18 protein-coding genes are annotated in these 17,757 nt (G+C 72.7%); 8 read left to right on the forward strand and 10 right to left on the reverse strand.

What is annotated here, in order from left to right:
* The first annotated feature begins 2 nt into the window (after nucleotides 1–2).
* Genes HHX40_RS14460 through HHX40_RS14470 form a run of 3 tightly spaced genes read left to right on the forward strand, consistent with a single transcriptional unit; the run spans nucleotide 3 to nucleotide 1,010 of the window.
* A complete protein-coding gene (locus HHX40_RS14460) occupies nucleotides 3–329 on the forward strand; it encodes a PadR family transcriptional regulator (RefSeq protein WP_111699650.1) in 327 nt (108 codons plus the stop codon).
* Nucleotides 326–682, forward strand: coding sequence for a DUF1048 domain-containing protein (locus HHX40_RS14465; protein WP_182880993.1), 357 nt, complete (start codon nucleotides 326–328; stop codon nucleotides 680–682). Before HHX40_RS14460 ends, HHX40_RS14465 begins: the two co-directional genes overlap by 4 nt.
* Before the next feature lies 1 nt (nucleotide 683).
* Nucleotides 684–1,010 carry a DUF1048 domain-containing protein gene (locus HHX40_RS14470; protein WP_138460728.1) on the forward strand — a complete coding sequence of 109 codons (327 nt, stop codon included), beginning with the start codon at nucleotides 684–686 and terminating at the stop codon, nucleotides 1,008–1,010.
* Here HHX40_RS14470 and HHX40_RS14475 read toward each other — a convergent pair.
* Nucleotides 979–1,986, reverse strand: a complete 1,008-nt coding sequence (locus HHX40_RS14475; RefSeq protein ID WP_182880994.1) for a hypothetical protein — start codon at nucleotides 1,984–1,986, stop codon at nucleotides 979–981. The genes HHX40_RS14470 and HHX40_RS14475 overlap by 32 nt on opposite strands.
* A 132-nt stretch (nucleotides 1,987–2,118) precedes the next feature.
* Here HHX40_RS14475 and HHX40_RS37700 point away from each other — a divergent pair, with 132 nt between their 5' ends.
* From HHX40_RS37700 to HHX40_RS14490, 3 genes are all read left to right on the forward strand, one after another.
* A complete protein-coding gene (locus HHX40_RS37700; protein WP_182880995.1) occupies nucleotides 2,119–3,273 on the forward strand; it encodes a sensor histidine kinase in 1,155 nt (384 codons plus the stop codon).
* On the forward strand, nucleotides 3,261–3,923 hold the full coding sequence (locus tag HHX40_RS14485) for a response regulator transcription factor (RefSeq protein WP_182880996.1): 663 nt from the start codon (nucleotides 3,261–3,263) through the stop codon (nucleotides 3,921–3,923). Before HHX40_RS37700 ends, HHX40_RS14485 begins: the two co-directional genes overlap by 13 nt.
* Nucleotides 3,924–4,005: 82 nt before the next feature.
* Entirely contained in the window at nucleotides 4,006–4,824 is an 819-nt protein-coding gene (locus tag HHX40_RS14490) for an FCD domain-containing protein (RefSeq protein ID WP_182886858.1), read from the forward strand.
* Here the strand turns inward: HHX40_RS14490 and HHX40_RS14495 are convergent.
* A complete protein-coding gene (locus HHX40_RS14495; RefSeq protein WP_182880998.1) occupies nucleotides 4,808–5,500 on the reverse strand; it encodes an isochorismatase family protein in 693 nt (230 codons plus the stop codon). The two genes, HHX40_RS14490 and HHX40_RS14495, sit on opposite strands and share 17 nt — an antisense overlap.
* A gap of 140 nt (nucleotides 5,501–5,640) precedes the next feature.
* Here HHX40_RS14495 and hydA point away from each other — a divergent pair, with 140 nt between their 5' ends.
* Nucleotides 5,641–7,056 carry a dihydropyrimidinase gene (gene hydA, locus HHX40_RS14500; protein WP_182880999.1) on the forward strand — a complete coding sequence of 472 codons (1,416 nt, stop codon included), beginning with the start codon at nucleotides 5,641–5,643 and terminating at the stop codon, nucleotides 7,054–7,056.
* A gap of 112 nt (nucleotides 7,057–7,168) precedes the next feature.
* Here hydA and HHX40_RS14505 read toward each other — a convergent pair whose 3' ends face one another.
* From HHX40_RS14505 to HHX40_RS14515, 3 genes are all read right to left on the reverse strand, one after another.
* Nucleotides 7,169–8,599 carry an amidohydrolase family protein gene (locus HHX40_RS14505; protein ID WP_182873395.1) on the reverse strand — a complete coding sequence of 477 codons (1,431 nt, stop codon included), beginning with the start codon at nucleotides 8,597–8,599 and terminating at the stop codon, nucleotides 7,169–7,171.
* A gap of 34 nt (nucleotides 8,600–8,633) precedes the next feature.
* The gene (locus HHX40_RS14510) at nucleotides 8,634–9,416 is read right to left on the reverse strand and encodes an FCD domain-containing protein (protein WP_182881000.1); all 783 of its coding nucleotides are present in this window, start codon (nucleotides 9,414–9,416) and stop codon (nucleotides 8,634–8,636) included.
* Nucleotides 9,417–9,530: 114 nt separating this feature from the next.
* Nucleotides 9,531–10,742 carry an MFS transporter gene (locus HHX40_RS14515; RefSeq protein ID WP_182881001.1) on the reverse strand — a complete coding sequence of 404 codons (1,212 nt, stop codon included), beginning with the start codon at nucleotides 10,740–10,742 and terminating at the stop codon, nucleotides 9,531–9,533.
* 133 nt (nucleotides 10,743–10,875) lie between these two features.
* Here HHX40_RS14515 and HHX40_RS14520 point away from each other — a divergent pair, with 133 nt between their 5' ends.
* The gene (locus HHX40_RS14520) at nucleotides 10,876–11,817 is read left to right on the forward strand and encodes an Lrp/AsnC family transcriptional regulator (protein WP_182881002.1); all 942 of its coding nucleotides are present in this window, start codon (nucleotides 10,876–10,878) and stop codon (nucleotides 11,815–11,817) included.
* Nucleotides 11,818–11,864: 47 nt separating this feature from the next.
* On the opposite strand, the gene HHX40_RS14525 is transcribed toward HHX40_RS14520, so the two are convergent.
* The 5 genes from HHX40_RS14525 to HHX40_RS14545 form a co-directional block, all read right to left on the reverse strand.
* Nucleotides 11,865–13,115 carry an MFS transporter gene (locus HHX40_RS14525; RefSeq protein WP_182881003.1) on the reverse strand — a complete coding sequence of 417 codons (1,251 nt, stop codon included), beginning with the start codon at nucleotides 13,113–13,115 and terminating at the stop codon, nucleotides 11,865–11,867.
* Nucleotides 13,116–13,127: 12 nt separating this feature from the next.
* Nucleotides 13,128–14,723 (reverse strand): amidohydrolase, encoded by a 1,596-nt coding sequence (locus HHX40_RS14530; protein WP_182873400.1) that lies wholly within the window; start codon nucleotides 14,721–14,723, stop codon nucleotides 13,128–13,130.
* 121 nt (nucleotides 14,724–14,844) lie between these two features.
* Nucleotides 14,845–15,972 carry an ABC transporter ATP-binding protein gene (locus HHX40_RS14535; RefSeq protein WP_182873401.1) on the reverse strand — a complete coding sequence of 376 codons (1,128 nt, stop codon included), beginning with the start codon at nucleotides 15,970–15,972 and terminating at the stop codon, nucleotides 14,845–14,847.
* Nucleotides 15,969–16,760, reverse strand: a complete 792-nt coding sequence (locus tag HHX40_RS14540) for an ABC transporter permease (protein ID WP_182873402.1) — start codon at nucleotides 16,758–16,760, stop codon at nucleotides 15,969–15,971. Before HHX40_RS14540 ends, HHX40_RS14535 begins: the two co-directional genes overlap by 4 nt.
* The gene (locus tag HHX40_RS14545) at nucleotides 16,757–17,728 is read right to left on the reverse strand and encodes an ABC transporter permease (protein ID WP_182881004.1); all 972 of its coding nucleotides are present in this window, start codon (nucleotides 17,726–17,728) and stop codon (nucleotides 16,757–16,759) included. Before HHX40_RS14545 ends, HHX40_RS14540 begins: the two co-directional genes overlap by 4 nt.
* Nucleotides 17,729–17,757: the final 29 nt, after the last annotated feature.

Genomic DNA, 17,757 nt, shown 5'->3' on the forward strand with positions numbered 1-17,757 from the left:
CGATGGACGACCTGACGGAGATGTTGAAGGGCACCCTCGAAGGGTGCGTGCTCCAGATCATCGGCAGCGAGGAAACCTACGGGTACGCCATCACCCGTCAGCTGAACGAACTCGGCTTCACCGACGTCATCGAGGGGACGGTGTACACCATCCTGCTGCGGCTGGAGCGGAACGGGCTCGTCCAGGTGACGAAACGACCGTCCGGGGTCGGTCCGCCGCGCAAGTTCTACGCCCTCAACGACGCCGGACGCGAGGAACTCACGAAGTTCTGGGCGAAATGGCAGTACCTCTCATCACGCATCGACAGGCTCAAGAAGGGCGGGACATGAACTTCTGGGAGAAGGTCACAGGCAGCGATCTCACCAGGGAATGGAAGGCGTTCGAAGCCCGGGCCGAGGCCCTGCCGGACGACTACCGGGCGGCGTGGGGACAGATCATCGCCCACCTCCTCCCCTACGGGGACTTCACCGGCCGCAACCTGATGCCGATCCTCGACGCCGCCCTGGGGCTGCTCGAAGTAGCGGCGGCGGACGGGCAGAGCGCCCATGACGTGCTCGGCGAGGACATCCGTGGCTTCTGCACCGCGCTTGCCGGTGGAGAAGGGGCGCGAACCTATCGCGACCGGTGGCGCGAGCAGTTGAACAGGAACGTCGCGAGGAAACTGAGCCGGCTGGGAGGCTGACGTGAGCATCCACGACATCGTCGAGGGCAAGAAACAGTGGCGGGCGCACGTGGCGCGGGTCAAGGCTCTCCCGCCGGACTACCAGATCGTCTACAAGGAGATGCAGAAGTACCTGTTCAAGGTCGGACCGATCGACCTGCCTGACGGGCCCCTGCTCCCCGGGATCGTCGACTTCTTCGAGGAGGGTGTCGCCGCAGGCAAGGGAGTCGTGGAACTCATCGGCACCGACGTCGCCGCGTTCTGCGACGACCTGGTCAAGGACTCCCCTACCTACGCCGACGTCTACCAGGAATCGATCAGCGCGAAACCCGGCGCGGACGAGAAGTGACGCCGGCGACCCGGCGGCCCAGTACGGCCAGCAGGCCCGCCATGACCACGCCGACGGCCGCGAGGCCGGCCCGGTCGGCCGCCGTGTCGGTGTTGGAGACCAGGCCGAAGGCGGTGTGGGCGACCAGGGCGCCGGAGGCCAGGGCGAGACCGTGCCGGTCGGTCCACCGGTCACCGGCCGTCCACCGGCGCAGTGACCACGCGGCGGCCACCGCCACGACGGCGGCGGCCGACATGGGCACGACCACCCACCCGCCGTGCGTGAAGGCGGGCCGGGTCGCGCCGCCGAAGGGGAACAGCAGAGCCAGGAATCCGAAGACGGCCACCGCGCCGGCCATTCCCGCCACCGCGGGGGCGGGCGGCCTGATCGCGGGCGCGCCGGGCCGGGACCTCAGCCGCAGCCCGGCCGCCACCAGCAGGGCCACGGCGACGGCACAGCCCACCAGGATCGCCGGCGGCGCCTGGTATCCGGGGTCGATGGAGGTCACGACCGTCACCCGCAGCAGCAGCGCGCCGAGGACGAAGACCGCCCCGGACACCCACGTGCCGAGTCCGCCCAGGTAGGGCCGGTCGCGCAGGGACGGGACGATCAGGTCGGTCAGGAGGATCGGGATCGCGGCGCTGAAGACCGCGTGGTAGGGGATCTGCAGTTCGGCGTAGGCGCTGTTCAGGCCCAGGATTCGCGGCGCCCACCCGGCGGCGCCGTACATCGTGGGGCTGCTCAGCGCCTGCAGCGCGAGGCCCTCCTCGACGATGCCGTACGCGGCGCCGAGCAGCAGCACCCCGGTCCAGCCCGTCCCGGCCCGGCGTACGAGTTCGCGCACCAGGACGACGCCCGCGCCGTAGATCGGGATCCACAGCAGCAGGAGCCAGGCCATGCGCAGCGGCGGGTTGCCGAGGGTGAACTCGGCCACGAGCGGTGTGATCACCGCGAGGAGCAGTGCGGCCAGGCGGCCGCGCGTCTTGTTCGCCGTCATGCGGCCAGCGTGTGCGGCGCGCACCGCCCGCGTCTGCCGCCCCGGGTCCCGTCCGTGGCAACCCAGGTGACAACCCGGCGTCGACTTCGGTTGCTGCCGCCGCCCGGCCCGCCGTCACTACGCTGGGCGTCCGTGACGGCAGACGTACGGCCCGGCCCCGCGCGGACCCGGCGGGACCGGGCGATCCGGGCGGGGAGCGTCGCCTGCGCGCTGGCCGCGGCGGCGGTCGTCGTGCGAGGCGACCTCGGCGCGGCTTCCGGATGGCACCTGATCGCCGACACGGCCGGCGGTGCGGTGGCGTGCGGGGCGCTGTGGCTGTCGCGCCGGTGGCCGGCGACCACGGCGCTGGTCGCCGTGGCGCTGGCGGTGCCCGCGGCCTCGGCGTCGGTCGCGGCGGGCATCGCCACGCTGATGACCGCCCTGTACCGGCGTTCGGCCGTCGCGATCGGGATGGGCGCCGCGTGGGTGGCGGCGACGCTGGCCCGGTTCTGGCTGCGGCCGCCGGGGCTGGCGCCGTACCCGGTGTGGGCGCTGGTCGCGGTGCTGTCCGGGGTGGCGTTGACCGGGTGGGGGATGCTGGCGCGGGCCCGCCGTCAGCTGGTGCTGTCACTGGAGGAGCGGCTCCGCGGGGCCGGGGAGGAGCAGCGGCGGCGCGTCGAGCAGGCCCGCCACGCCGAGCGCCTGGCCATCGCCCGCGAGATGCACGACGTGCTGGCGCACCGGCTGTCGCTGCTGGCGCTGCACGCCGGGGCGCTGGAGTTCAACGCGCGGGCCGACCCCGCAGAGGTGGTCGAGGCGGCCGCGGTGATGCGCTCCAGCGCGCATCAGGCGCTGCAGGAGCTGCGCCAGGTCATCTCGGTCCTGCGCGAGGCGCCCGTCCTGGCCGTCCTCGACCTGCCGGCCCTGGTGGAGGAGGTACGGCGGGCGGGCGTGCGGGTCGAGATGCACGACGGCGGCCTGCGCCTGCCCGACCTGCCGGGCGCGACGGCGCGGGCCGCCTACCGGATCGTCCAGGAGGGCCTCACCAACGCCCGCAGACACGCCCCGGGCCGGCCGGTGACCGTACGCCTCGACGGAGGTCCCGGCCGGGGGCTGACCATCGAGGTGCGCAACCCCGTCGCGACGTCCGTCCCCGGTTCCGTTCTCGTGCCCGGTTCCCCCGAGGGTGAGGGCGCCGGTCTGGCCGGGATGCGGGAGCGGGCCGAGCTGGCGGGCGGCCGGGTGGAGCGGGCCGGTGTGGTGGAAGACGAGTTCCGGCTGGCGGTCTGGCTACCATGGCCGGTGTGAGCGCCATCCGCGTGCTGGTCGTGGACGACGACCCGCTCGTCAGGGCGGGCCTGACGCTCATGCTCAGGGGCGCCGACGAACTCGTCGTGGTGGGCGGTGTGGCCGACGGCGCCGACGTCCCGGCCGCGGTCGACGCGCACGCGCCCGATGTGGTGCTCATGGACATCCGGATGCCGGGCCTGGACGGGATCGACGCCACCCGCCTGCTGCGGCGGCGGCCCAGCCCTCCCCACGTCATCATCCTGACCACCTTCGACGCCGACGAGCACGTCTTCGGCGCGCTGCGCGCCGGGGCCGGCGGGTTCCTGCTCAAGGACACCCCGCCGGAGGGCATCGTGGACGCGGTCCTGCGGGTCGTGGCGGGCGAGCCGATCCTGTCCCCCGACGTGACCCGGCGCCTGATCGCCCACCTGGCGCCGGAGGCGGAGGACCGCCGCCGCGACGACGCGCGCAGGCTCCTGTCCAGGCTCAGCGGCCGGGAGCGCGAGGTCGCCGCCGCGGTCGGCCGGGGCATGTCCAACGCGGACATCGCGGCCGAGCTCCACATGAGCGTCGGCACGGTCAAGAGCTACGTCTCCCGCATCCTCGCCAAGACCACCCTGGACAACCGTGTCCAGCTCGCCCTCGTCGCCCACGACAACCCGCTCTGATCAACGGCGTTCCGGGCGCTGGGCGGACCGATATCATGGGCGCTTCGTAGTGGGGTCCTTCGAGGATGGGGAGGCTCGCAAAGTGGCGAGGCGAGCGCGACCATCGGCTTCCGACGTCCCCGCGGTGAACGGCGCCGCTCCTGAGCTGAACCCCGAAGAGGAGCGGCTGCTCGGCATCGTGTGGCGGGCCGACGGTCCCGTGGGCGCCCGGCTCGCGGGCCGCCAGCTGCGCGAGAGCGGGCTGGAGATCAGCGAGGCGACCGTCTCACGGATCTTCAAGCGCCTGGACGACTTCGGCCTCACCATGCCGTCGGGGCGCAAGGGCCGCACGCTGACCGAGCACGGGCGGCGCTGCGCCGAGGCGATGTCCGCGCGGCAGCGCCACGAGGAGGAGTTCACCCGGGCCTTCGACATCCGCACGGTGGAGCAGCTTCTCGACCTGCTGCACGCCAGGCGGGGCGTCGAGCGGGAGATCGCCGGCCGGGCGGCGGCCAAGGCGACCGACGACGACGTCGCGGGGCTCGAGGAGATCCTGCGCCGTCACGAGATGAGCCTGGACGACGACGAACACGCCCGCCAGGTCGGCATGAACTTCCACCGGACGATCGCCCGCATCGCGGGCAGCGACCTGCTGGGGGCGCTGGCGGGCGCGGTGCTCAACGAGTCGCTCCTCCCGCTGGAGAAGGTGCTCGACGTGATCACCGGAGGTCACGGCACCGTGAGCCAGTCGGTGCCCGAGCACGTGGAGATCGTCGCCGCGATCCGCCGCCGGGATCCGGCGGCCGCGGAGGAGGCGATGGCCCGTCACCTCACCCGGCTGATCGACGAGGTCACCGACTTCTCCCGCAGCGACCAGGTCCGGATCTTCGACCGGTTGCTGATGTTCACCCGTCAGTCGTGACGGTGGCGGCCGCCCGCGGGCGCCGCCTGATGTGGTCGACGACCTCCTCGATGGGCAGCACGTCGGCGTAGCGGGCGTTGATGTCGAAGAGGGCGGCCTCGTGCGCCGAGGCGGAGCGGTCCCCCACGGCCTCGGCCGGGACGATGGCGCGGAAGCCGTGGTCGAGGGCGCTCTCGCAGGTGGAGCGGATGCATCCGCTGGTGCTGCAGCCGACGACGACGACCGTGTCGATTCGCTGGGCGACGAGGATGCTCGGCAGGTTGGTGTTGAAGAACGCGCTGGCCCGCGGCTTCTCGATGAGCGCCTCGTGCGGGCGGCGGTCCAGCTCGGGCACCAGCCGGACGCGCTCGGACCCCCGGATCATGCGCTCCAGGTGCGGGGTCTTGAGCCGGCTCGCGAGGGGAAGGTCGGAGTAGGTCTCGTCGTAGGCCATGGTGGTGAACACCACCGGAACGTCGTCACGCTCGCGCACGACCTCCAGAAGCCGCCGGATGCTGTCCAGCACCCCGCCGAGGTCGGTGCCGATCATCTCGTCCTGGCTCGTCCAGGCTCCGGCCATGTCGATGACCAGGAGGGCCACGCGCTCCCCCCATCCGACGCGTCCGGCGAACCCCGCCGCGAGGTACTGGTCGAGCAGGTCCCGGTTGCCGAGGCCATGGGTCTGCGCAGCGGTCATGTCGGCGTCACCTTTCACCACGGAGATTTACGATCGTCATAATACAAGCATCTTCCTCAAATTTGATAGAGCTAGACATTCGAGAGGTTGCTGAGATAGACATCGATCTGTATTGATGGATCACTGTCGGGAGATGTCTGGTGCGTGATGACTTCGACCTCGTTGTGAGTGGCGCTCTCGTCGTGGGCGAACACGACATCGAGGCGGCCGACCTCGGCGTCAGCGGCGAGAGGATCGCGGCGCTCGCCGCGCCCGGCACCCTGCGAGGGACGCGGATCATCGAGGCCTCTCCGGGCGCGGTCCTGGTGCCCGGGGGGATCGACACCCACACCCACATCGCCTGGCCGATCGCCGAAGGCGTCCGCAGCCTCGACGACTTCGGCTCGGCGACCCGGGCGGCGGCCGTCAGCGGCACCACCACGGTGATCGACTTCGTGCCGGCGTCCGGCGGGTCGCTCGTGGCCGCGGCCCGCGAGCGCATGGCCGAGGCGGCGCCGTCGGTGATCGACTACACCTTCCACCCGGTGATCGCCCGCATCACTCCGGAGCGGCTGCGCGAGATCCCCGCCCTGGTGGCCGAGGGCCTGGCCTCCTTCAAGATCTACACGACGTACGACGACCGGCTCGACGACGGGGAGATCAGGGCGGTGATGACCGCCGTGGCGGAGGCGGGCGGGCTCGCCGGTTTCCACGCGGAGAACCACGCCATCCTCGAACACGCCAGGTCCGCGGTGCTGGCCGACTCCGCCGCGGCCATCGACCGCTTCCCCCGCAGCCGGCCCGGCAGCGCGGAGAGCGCCGCGATCGGCCTGGTGACGCACTTCGCCCGGGAACTCGGCGCGCCGGTGTACGTCTACCACGTCTCCGGCGGCGAGGCGTTGTCCGCCATCGAGGCGGCCGGTGAGACGGGCGTCCTGGTGCAGGCGGAGACCTGCACCCACTACCTGGTGCTGGACGACTCCGTGTACCGGCGTCCCGACGGGTGGAAGTATGTGATCACGCCGCCCGTCAGGGACGCCGCCGCACAGGACCGCCTCTGGGACGCGCTGCGCAGCGGAGTCCTGGGCAGCGTGGCCTCCGACCACTGCGCTTACGGCCTGGAGCACAAGTTGCCGGGTGCCGCCGACTTCACCGCGCTCCCGCCGGGAGCCCCCGGCCTGGACGCGCGGGTCCCCCTGCTGTGGGACCACGCGGTCACCCGTGGCCGGCTCGGCCTGCGGGGGTTCGTCGAGGTGTCGGCCACCGGCCCGGCCCGGACGTTCGGCATGTATCCCCGCAAGGGGGTGATCCGGGTGGGCGCGGACGCCGACCTGGTGTTGTGGAACCCCGGACGGGAGTGGACCTGGCCGGCCTTCGAGGCGGGCTGGGGCAGCGACTACGAGCCGTACGAGGGCATGACCGGTGCGGGCCTGCCGGAGCTCACGATCTCCCGAGGCCGGGTGGTGGCCCGCGACGGCCGGTTCACGGGCTCGGACGGCGCCGGCCGCTTCGTTCCGCAGCGGATCGACGTCCGGCAGTGGCCCCGGATCGCTCCGGCGCCCCGGGAAAGGGCGTAGGCGAGGGCGCGGAGACAGGCGGCGAGCGGAGTGCGGTACGGCTCGCCGCCCATCGACGCGGTCGTGATCCGACGACGTTGCCGGAGAATCCTCCGGCGTGCCGGCAGGGCGGTCAGCGGAACGGGCGGAGGGAGGACGGCGCGACCTCTTCGAGGGTGCGGCCGAGCCGGTCGTGGTCCGGCACCCGGGCCCAGGAGCGCTCACCGGCCCGCTGCAGGCGCTCGGTCATCCCCTCCTCGTCCACGGTGAGCAGGGCGCCGTCCCGCATCACCCACGCGCCGTCGATCATCACCGACGCCAGATCCTCGCGCGTGGCGTAGTAGACGAGGTTCCTGATGGGATCGCGGACCGGTGACATGACGGGGGTGCCGAGCCGCCACAGCAGCAGGTCGGCCTTGGCTCCCGGCGCGATCCGGCCCAGGTCGTCGCGGCCCAGCAGCCGGGCCGCGTCGACCGTCGCGGCGTCGAGCAGATGGGTGGCGAGCCAGGAGTCGGCGCGCCGGTCGGCCACCTTGCCCAGGATCGCCGACCAGCGGATCGACTCGATCATGGACTGCGGCGTGGTGTCCGTTCCGAGCGTGATGTTGACGCCGGCTCTCCGGTAGGCGGGGAGGGATTCGACCATGATGCCGCGCCGGGCGAACGTCCAGGCGTTGTAGGAGATCGAGGCGCCGGAGTCCGCGATGCGCCGCAGGTCGTCCCCGGGCAGGTTCACCCACGAGGTGCCGGTGGTGAAGATCGCGTGACCCAGCACGACCCGGGGGCCGAGGAACCCGGCCGACTCCAGATACTCGATCGGCGTCATGCCGTGCGCCGCCATGAGGTCCATCACCTCGAACATCGCCTGGGCGGCGTGGATCGTCAGCGGCACCTCCAGTTCGTCCGACAGTCGCCGCGACTCCTTCAGCAGGTCCGGCGTGCAGGTGTTGGCCTGCCACGGGGACAGGAAGCCCCGCACGCGCCCGGAGCCGCGGCCGCGCAGGTCCTCGATCAGCCCCACAGCCCGTTCCAGGCCGGCGAACCCGCCGTCCTCGTCCCACTCGTACGCGACGCGGTTCCCGTCGGGGGTGAACCAGCGGCCCGACCTGTACCCGTCCGCGATGTAGGCGCGCAGACCGGCCCGTTCGCAGGCCTCGGCCACCCGCCGGCCCCGCAGCCCCTGGTGCATCACCGTCGTGGTGCCCGTACGGATGAGCTCGGACATCGAGACCTCGATGCAGGTGTCGACGCCCTCCTCGTCGATGGAGTTCTCCTGCATCGGCAGGGTCTCGACCAGGCCGGTGGAGAAGAACTGCCGTTTCCCGACGTCCTCCTGGAAGGACTTGTCCAGCGGGGCGGTCTCCAGGTGGGCGTGCGTGTTGATGAACCCCGGCGTGACCAGCGTGTCTCCGGCGTCCACCCGTTCGTCGGCCGGTCCCCGGTAGTCGCGGCCGGTGAAGACGACGCGGTCGCCGTCCACGACGACGGTGCCGTTCTCCAGCAGCCGGTGCTCCCCCTCCTGGAAGGCCACCACGTAGCGGGCGTCTAGGCGCAGGATCGGCATCCGCCTCTCCCCTTTCTTCTTCGTGCTTCTCGGGTCAGAGCGTGAGCTCGATCAGACGTTTGACGACGTCGGCGCCACGGTCCGTCGCGGCGCGCTCGGCCTCCTCGATCAGCCGGTCCACGTGGGCGAGCATCGTCTGCTCCGCCTCGTCGGGGTCGCGCGCGCGGATGGCCGCCAGGACGTCGACGTGCTCGGGCGCGGACTGGGCGAGCGTCCCGTGGCCACCGGTGATGACGTCCAGCACCAGTTCCAGGGGCTCCAGCGACTCGTCGAGCACGACGTCGCCGATCGCCTGGAGCAGGCCGTTGCGGGAGATGCGGAAGATCTCCCGGTGGAAGCGCATGCCGCACAGCCGGGCGTCGCCGCCGGCGTCGAGCGCCTCGCGATGCCCGTCGACCAGTGCTTCGAGCCGTTCGATGTCGTCCGGGGTGGCCCGTGTCGCGGCCCACCGGGCGGCCTCCCGCTCCACTCCGCGCCGGGCGTAGAGCAGGTCGAGCAACTGGCGCGCGTTCTGGATGTCCAGCGCCTGGTGCAGCCCCTTCGCCTGTCGCCGGGTGCGCCGGGTGACCTGGGCGACGCGGCGGCCCGCGTCCGTGACCGTGCGGCCCTTGCGTCCCGAGGAGACGGTCAGTCCCAGGTCGTCCAGCCGGGCCAGCAGCCGGGACGTACTCGCCTCGCTGAGCGCGATGCCGCAGTCGCCCAGGCGGCGCGTCGCGATGCGCGCACCGACGGGGTCGGCCGACTCGGCGACGATGTCGAGCAGCAGCAACTCCTGGTGGGACAGGTGGGAGGAGATCGGGTTGGGGACGTCGCTCACTGGTCAGGGATCCATTCGGACGGGCTCGGCTCGGAAAACATTGATCAGGAAAAGGGTATGTTCGTCAAATATGACAGAAGATACTCGATTGCGTCGAGCTGTGATTGACATCACTCATCCGGCCCAGCGGGTGCGCCGCAGCAGCAGCACGGCGGCGAGGACCAGCGCGAGCAGCAGGAACGCCGCGGACGACAGCAGGCCCACGGCGGCCGGCTCCAGGCGGCCGTCCAGTGCCCCGGCGAGGAAGTAACCTCCGGAGCCACCGGCGACCGCGGCCGACCCGAAATAGGAGAACGCCTCCGCCCGGCGGCGCAGGCCCATCCGTCCCTCGATCTCGGTCGCCATCAGGCCGTTGAGCGGCACCATGAACAGCCCGGCGGCGAACAGCCCCGCGGCGTACCCGAGGGAGCCGCCGGCGAGCCCGGGCGGCACGGCCAGGGCGGCGGAGGCGAGCAGCATGCCCAGTGTGGTGAGCAGGGCGCGGTTGCGGCCCAGCGGCCAGGCGCTGACCACGATCCCCCCGAGGCAGGCCCCGGCGGGCAGCGCCGCGGTGAACCACCCGGAGGCGCCGGAGCCGAGGCCGTACTGCGCCATGCGCTGCGGGACGTTGGCCATGAGCAGCCCGTACGCCAGGCCGATCCACAGCACCAGGGCCGAGACGAGCTGGGTGTCGCGCGGCGGGAGGAGGGTGTCCGGGCGCCGGGGCGCCGGAGGCAGCGGCGGCACCGCCCGCATGAGCCAGGCGCCCAGCAGCGACAGGGCCGCCATCCCGGCGAGCGCGGCGACGGTCCCGCCCGTCACCACGAGCAGGCTGACCATGACCGGGCCGACCACCGAGCACAGCTCGACGAGCAGGGACTCGGCGAAGTGGGCGCGGCGGAGCTGGACGGCGGGAACCGTCACCACGAGCAGGGCCCGCATGCCGCCCCACATCCCCGCCGTCGCCAGCCCGAGGACGACGGACAGGACGTACAGCGCCCAGACCGGCGCCCGCACCTCGGCGGCCACGACCAGGCCCAGCGTGACCAGCCCCGAGAGGGCCACCGTCACCCTCATCGCGCGGCGCAGTTCCAGCCGGTCGAGCAGCCGGCCGAAGAACGGGCCGGGCGGCCCGGAGCAGAGGTTGAGCACCCCGGCCAGCAGCGCGCCCTCCGCCAGCGAGCCGGTCACCCGCTCGCCCACGAGCATCAGCACCAGCCCCGCCATGGCCGTCGGCAGCCGGGCCAGCAGGGAGCCGAGGATCCAGAGCCGCCAGGGACGGTGTGCCACCAGCCCGAGGGGCCCCGGATGGGCCTCCGGTGACGACGGAGGATTGTCAGTTCGCATTGTTCATCGTTTCCGCGGAATTGATCGTGGATATTTGTCGTTCGGCTCCCGTACGCACGCGTTCATGGCTGTGCCACACTGTCCGGGGCGGGAGTGCCGTCGCGGGCGGGTGACGGGAACGGGAAGCGGATCCTTGACGCAGCGATACGAACTTGACGCGCAGGACCAGGCGATCGTCGGCCTGCTGCGGGAGGACGGCAGGGCTCCGCTGGCCCGGATCGGAGAGCAGGTCGGCCTGTCCGCCGACGCGGTCCGCGCCCGCATGGCGCGGCTGTCCGGTGACGGCGTCCTGCGCGTGATCGGGCTGGTGGACCCCGCCGTCCTCGGATACGACGTTCTCGGCATCGTCGGCCTGCGCTACCGCGGCCCGGTCGAACGGCTGCGCGGCGCGCTCAACGCCAATCCCCAGGTCACCTTCGCCGCCCAGACGATCGGCGCGTACGACGTCATGTGCGAGGTCGCCGCCCGCGACGACGCCGATCTCGCCGACGTCGTGCAGCGGATCGCCGGCACGGTCGAAGGCGTGGGGGACCACGAGGTCTGGCGCCAGCTCGACGTGGCCAAGTGGGAGAGCCAGGGCAGGCCGCGGCGGTCCGGGCCGCCCGCGCCGCGGCGGCCGGAGCTCGACGACCTCGACGTGGCGCTGCTGCGCCTGCTCGTCGACAACCCGAGGGCCAGCTTCCGGGAGATGGAGGACGAGCTCGGCGTCCCCTACTGGGTGGTGCGCAAGCGGGCGCAGACGCTGTTCCGGGACGGCACGATCCAGGCGACGGCGATGGTGGACCGGGTGTCCACCGATCCCGTCATCATGATGGCCTCCGTCGGGATCACCCTGGGCGGCTCCCCGGAGGCCGCCCTGGACGCCCTGGTCGCGCTGCCCGAGCTGCCGATCGTCACGCTGACGGCGGGCCGGTTCCACGTCGTGGCCGAGGCGGCCTGCGGCTCGGCGAGGGACCTGGCCGCGCTGATGCGCCGCATCGTCGCCCTGGACGGCGTGCGCGACCTGACCGTGCTGCCCTACGCGCGCGTCCTGGTGCTGCCCCGCCCGTGGCGGTTCGAGACCGCCGCCGGCTGACGCGTCCGCCCGGCGCCGACCGGCGAAGGCCCCGCTCATCCGGCCTGTCACCGGGCCCGCGCCGGGGACGCGGCCGGGGTGAGCGCCAGGACGCCGGCCAGCATCGCGGCGGAGACGCAGGCACCCGCCAGGAACACGCCGCCGGGCCCGGAGACGTCGAGCAGCGCTCCGAACACCACCGGCAGGACCAGCATGCCCACTCCGTTGAGATAGTTCGTCGCGGCCAGCCGCAGGCCGGTGCCGCCGGCGGAACTCCCCGCGGTCGCCAGCAGGTTGGTGGCCCCGATGCCGGTGGCCCCGGCCAGCCCGTGCAGCACGGCGCCCGCCGCGACCCCGGCGAAGCCGTTCCCGGCCAGCCCCACCGCGGCGAGCCCGGCCACCGCGCACACGCCGGACACCGTCACCGCGCCGCGCAGCCCGATGCGGGAGACCACCCGCCCGAAGAAGGGACCGGCGGCCACCGAGGTCAGGTCGCGGCACAGCAGCAGCGTCAGCACCAGCCCGGGCAGCCGTTCGGCGGGCACGTCGAGCGCGATCGGGTAGAAGGAGTTGCCGAGCAGGACCACGGTGTTCAGGTTGAGGTTGATCAACGACGACGCCTGCAGGGCGGGCTCGCGGCGCAGCATGCGCAACGACGCCGCGTAGCCGCCGCGGGCGCCGGACGTGCCGGTCAGGTCGGCGGGATCGTCCCGGTCGGCCCGGCCCCGCACCCGCCGCGCGAGCAGCGCGAAGGTCAGGGCCGACAGGACGACCAGCCAGAGCCCGGGCCCGGCGGCGCCCCGGGTGCCGAGGTGCGCCAGCAGGACGACCGACAGCGTCGCCGCCACCGCGGCCGACAGGCGCTGCGCCGCGCCGTTCAGGCCCTGGGTCCGGTACCGGTCGCCGGACCGGGCGACCACCGCCAGCGTGGTGGTCACGACGGAACCCCTGGCCAGGCCGTACCCGAGCAGCGGCAGCACCCAGATCCACGCCGAGGAGAACGACGTGGCGGCGGCGAGCCCGGCCGCGCAGCCCGCGAGGACGAGGCCGCCGGCGAACAGCACGCCGCCGCGCCCGTGCCGGTCGGCGCGCAGGGCCGCCGGCGGGGACATGACCACGCCGGCGCCCTGCGCGAGCGCGAGCAGCACGCCGATCAGCAGCCCGGACCCGGCGCCGCTCGCCTCCAGGCCGACCGGCAGCAGGATCTGCACCAGCGACTCGGTGAGGAACAGCGCGACGACCATCGCCACCGCGAGCGCGGTCCCGCTCGCCCCCGCCGGCTCACCCAGGGGAGGGTCGCGGCGGGGGCGCGAGAGCATGCCCACGGACGGCTAGAGCTTCTCGCCGAAGTCCGTCGTGGTCGGCAGTTGCCACTCGAAGCCGCGGGCGGTGGTCACGTACTCGGGCCAGGGCAGCTCGACGGGCGGCGCGAAGTCGCGGGGCAGCAGCGGGTCGCGCAACGCCTCGGGCGCGGCCTCGCGGTTGCGCTCGAATTCCTCGGTGGCGGCGCGCAGCAGCCCGCCGTCGTCGATGAGCCGCAGCGCGGTCGCGGCGATGACCTCGCCGGCGTAGCCCCACACCGGGTCGATCGCCGGGGCGAGGCCGTTCATGGCGTTGTTGGCCCAGTGGTTGAGGTCCTCCCCCACGACCCGCAGCAGCGGCTTGGCGGTGTAGAAGCGCACGGTGGGGGCGTGCCAGGTGTACTCGGTGCAGTCGTCGGCGCCGGTGCAGTCCTGCCACGGCGGGAGGGTGGCCCGGGTGGCCGCGTCGTGGTCGCGCGGGTCGGTGACCTGGTGCAGCATCGGCCGGAAGGGGTCGTCGGAGGGCTCGTGCCCGAGGGTGCGCTCCAGCTCGCGGGCGAACTCGTACGCCTCGGGCGCGAACCGGCGCGGCCCCAGCTCCAGCAGGTTCTCGTACGTCGCCTGCGCCATGACGTGGTTCTTCAGGCCCGGCCGGGTGCGGGTCACCCAGCGCATCGAGACCTCGCAGTTGGCCAGCCCGGCGACGTGCCTGGCGTTGCGCCTGAGCACCTCCAGGATCTGCTCCTGGACCCCGATCAGCGGAGAGCGCCAGCTGAACTGGATCTGGGTGATCCTCGGCGGCAGGTTGTCGGCCGTCGCGTTGGCCGCGCCCAGGATCGCCTCGTTGAGCGACCACAGGCCGGTCCGGGGGAACATGTTCTCCTTGGCGTACTTGGTCGCCGTGATCATCAGTCCCAGCGCGTCCAGCGCCCCCGGAGAGCGGACGCTGTTGTGCGCGCCCATGCCCGAGCCCGCCAGCGGGTCGCCGTCGATCCACGGCGGGGCGTCGTCACGCTGCGCCTCGAAGCACTGGAAGGTGAAGACCGCCGACCAGTACAGGCAGTTGTGGATGTCCCACACCGCGGTGTTCTCGAACAACGGGTGGTAGCTGATCACCGCGTCGAGTTCGTCGTAGTAGCCCTTGGCGGCGTGCACGGGCTTGGAACCGCACACCTTCTCGGCGGGCTCGCCGAACAGGTGGACGACCCCCCGGCCGCCGGTGCGCTCGATCGCCCGCTTGGTCGCGAGCGCCCCGGCGAGGGCGCCGACGCCCAGGGCCGAGTGCGCGTCGGTGAAGCCCGGCGCCCACGGGTGGAGGCCGGGGCGCGGCTGCCGGTAGGGCACCGTGTCCTGGGAGTAACCGGGCGAGGCGTCGTACTCGGAGTACATCCCGATGGCGGGGCCGTCGTCGCCCCACCGGGCGTGGAAGGCGGTCGGCATGTCGCCCGACCCCTCCTCCACCTCGAAGCCCTCCGCCTTCAGCAGGTCGACGTACGCCTGCGCCGACCGGTACTCCCGCCAGGCGGGCTCGGCGTACGACCAGATGAGGCGGTGGAACTCCGAGAGCTCCTTGCCGAGTTCCTCCACCGCGGCGACTCCGGCGCGCTGGCGCTCGGTCAGTCCCATGTCGTTCCTCGTTCCTTGTTCTCGAGCGTTGATCTCAGGCTTTGCGGGGGTTTCCGGGCATGCCGGAGGCGTGGACGCCGCCGGGCGACGCCCCTCGTCGTCGGACAGGGGGGAAGCGCGGTCAGGCCGCGCCGGGGATGATGTGGCAGGAGCCGGGGTCCCACTCGAGGACGACCTCGTCGCCCACGGAGCACGGCAGCGGGGCGCCGGACTCGCACCTGACCACCAGTTCGGCGCCGTCGGCGCCCTCCACCAGGACCTTGCGCGAGTCGCCGGCGTAGATGTCGGCGCTCACCACTCCGGGCATGCGGGAGACGGCCGCCGTGGACGGCTCCGCCCCGGCGGGCCGGATGCGGATGGCCGACGGCCGCACCACGACGACCGCCTCCCGCTCCCCCGGCGTGTCGCCGGGGACGAGCACCCGCCCGTACGGCAGGGCCAGCACGGACTGCGTGCCCTCCCGCCGGACCCGGCCGCGGAACAGGTTGGACTCGCCCAGGAAGCGGGCGGCGACCTCGCTCTCGGGCAGGCCGTACAGCTCCTCGGGCGTGCCGTGCTGGACCAGGCGGCCGCCGGCGAGCAGCGCGATGCGGTCGCTCATCGTCAGCGCCTCCTCCTGGTCGTGGGTGACGTTGATGACGGTGAGCCCGAGCTCGCGGCTGAGCCTGCGGATCTCGATCTGCATGGCCTCACGCAGCCTGCGGTCGAGGGCGCCGAGCGGCTCGTCCATCAGCAGCAGTGGCGGCCGGGCCACGATGGCCCTGGCCAGCGCCACCCGCTGCTGCTGCCCGCCGGACAGTTCCTTCGGGGAGCGCCGGCCGTACCCGCCGAGGTGCACCGCCTCCAGCGCCCGCTCGACCAGGGCCGCCCGGTCGCGGCGGCGCACCCCCCGCATCTCCAGCGGGAAGGCCACGTTGGCGGCGACCGAAAGGTGCGGGAACAACGCGTAGTTCTGGAAGACCATGCCGATCCCGCGCTGGTGCACCGGGACCTGGGAGATGTCGCGGCCGTTCACCACGATCCGGCCCTCGTCGGCGTCCACGAAGCCCGCGATGATCCGCAGGAGCGTTGTCTTGCCCGACCCGGAGGCGCCCAGCAGCGTGAGGAACTGACCGGGCTCGACGGTCAGCGACACGTCGTCGACGGCCCGCGTGTCCCCGTACACCTTCACGATGCCGGTCAGCTCGACCCTCGCCCCCGGCGAGCCCTCCTGGCCGGTCGGGCCGGCCTGGGTTGCCGTCTCGGTCACGTCCTTCTCCTTACCTTCTTCACCACGGCCGGCCCCACCAGGACGAGGGCGGCCATGAGCAGCGAGACGAGGGTGATCAGCGTCGCGACCGCCGAGATGGACGGCTCGACGCCGGAGCGCACCTGGCTCCACATGACGACGGGCAGGGTGCGGAACTGCGGCGTGTTCAGGAACAGGGCGACGACCACCTCGTCCCAGGAGGAGACGAACGCCAGCACGCCGCCGACCAGCGCGGCCGGGGCCACCAGGGGCAGCGTGATCCGCAGGAGCGTGACCGCCTCGGTCGCGCCGGACACGCGCGCCGCCTCCTCGACGCGGCGGTCCACGCCGGTGAGCGCGGCCAGGACGTTCACGAACACGAACGGCAGGCCGAGCACCGCGTGGGCGATGCCCAGGCTGAGCACGTTCCCCGACAGGCCGACCCGGATGTAGACCAGGTAGAAGCCGATGCCGGCGACGACGAGCGGCACGGTCATCGGCAGCACGGCCAGGCCGGTGACGAGGGCGGGCGGCAGGAAGCGGCTGCGCGCCGCGGCGAAGGCGAGCGAGGTGCCCGCCGCCATCGCCAGAGCGGCGGCGAGCAGCCCCACCTGCACGCTGTTGCCGAGCGCGGTGAGCCACTCGGGATCGGTGAGGACCTCCTGGAACCAGCGCAGGGAGAAGCCCTTGGGCGGGAAGGTCACCATCGAGCCGGAGGTCACCGAGGTCGCCGCGACGATCAGGGTGGGCGCGACGAACAGCAGCGCGATCAGGCAGGCGAACAGGCGGACGCCGATCCCGGCCCTCATCGCCGCCTCCCCATGCCGACGCCGAGGATCTTGCCCAGGCCGACGAACCGGGCGGCGAGCCCGAGCACGGCCAGCACCGCGACGAACAGCAGCACCGCCATCGCCGCGCCGACGCCCGGCTTGAGGAACTGCTCGATCTGCTGCATGATCGCCTGCCCCACGTACACCTGGCGGGCGCCGCCGAGAAGCTGCGGTGTGATGTAGAAGCCCAGGGCGAGGACGAACACCAGGACGCCTCCGGCCACCGCGCCGGGCAGCGACAGCGGCAGGGTGACCCGCGCGAACACGCGCCACGGCCGCGCCCCCATCACCTGCGCGGCCCGCTCGACGTCCGGGTCGATCGAGCGGAGCTGGGCGAACAACGCCAGCACGGCGTACGGCAGGAGGACGTGCACCATGCCGACGTAGACCGCGAAGGGCGTCCTGATCATGTGGATCGGCGCGGACGTGAGGCCGAGCCAGTCGCGCAGCGCGGTGTTCACGATGCCGGTGTCGTTCAGCACGATCTGCCAGGCGTAGGTGCGCACCAGCAGGCTCGTCCAGAAGGCCAGCATCAGCGCGACCATCAGGAAGGTGCGCATTGCCGTCCCGGACCTGGCCATCGTGTAGGCGTACGGGTATCCGATCAGCAGGCACAGCACGGTGACCACCAGCGCCATCTCCAGGGTGTCCACGACGGAACGCTGGTAGACCGAACTGGTGAAGATCGCGCTGTAGTTCGCCGGCGAGGGGTCGGTCAGGCTCTTGACCACCACCACGGCCATCGGGACGACGAACGCGGCGACGACGAAGACCAGGCCGGGCAGGCCGGCGCCGCTCCAGAAGTCGGGCCGGGGGAAGCGCCGGGCGCGGGCGGCGCCTCCGCCGGGCCCGGCGCCGTGACCGGCGCGGCCGTCCGAGCCGGTCACCGGACTCGCCTGCGGGCCGGGGGACGACGCGCGGGAGGGGATCTGGGAAAGTGCGCTCACTGTGCTCCTCGTTTCGCTTCGCGGTCCGC

Source organism: Microbispora sp. H10949 (assembly GCF_014161435.1).
GTDB classification, from domain to species: Bacteria; Actinomycetota; Actinomycetes; order Streptosporangiales; family Streptosporangiaceae; genus Microbispora; species Microbispora triticiradicis.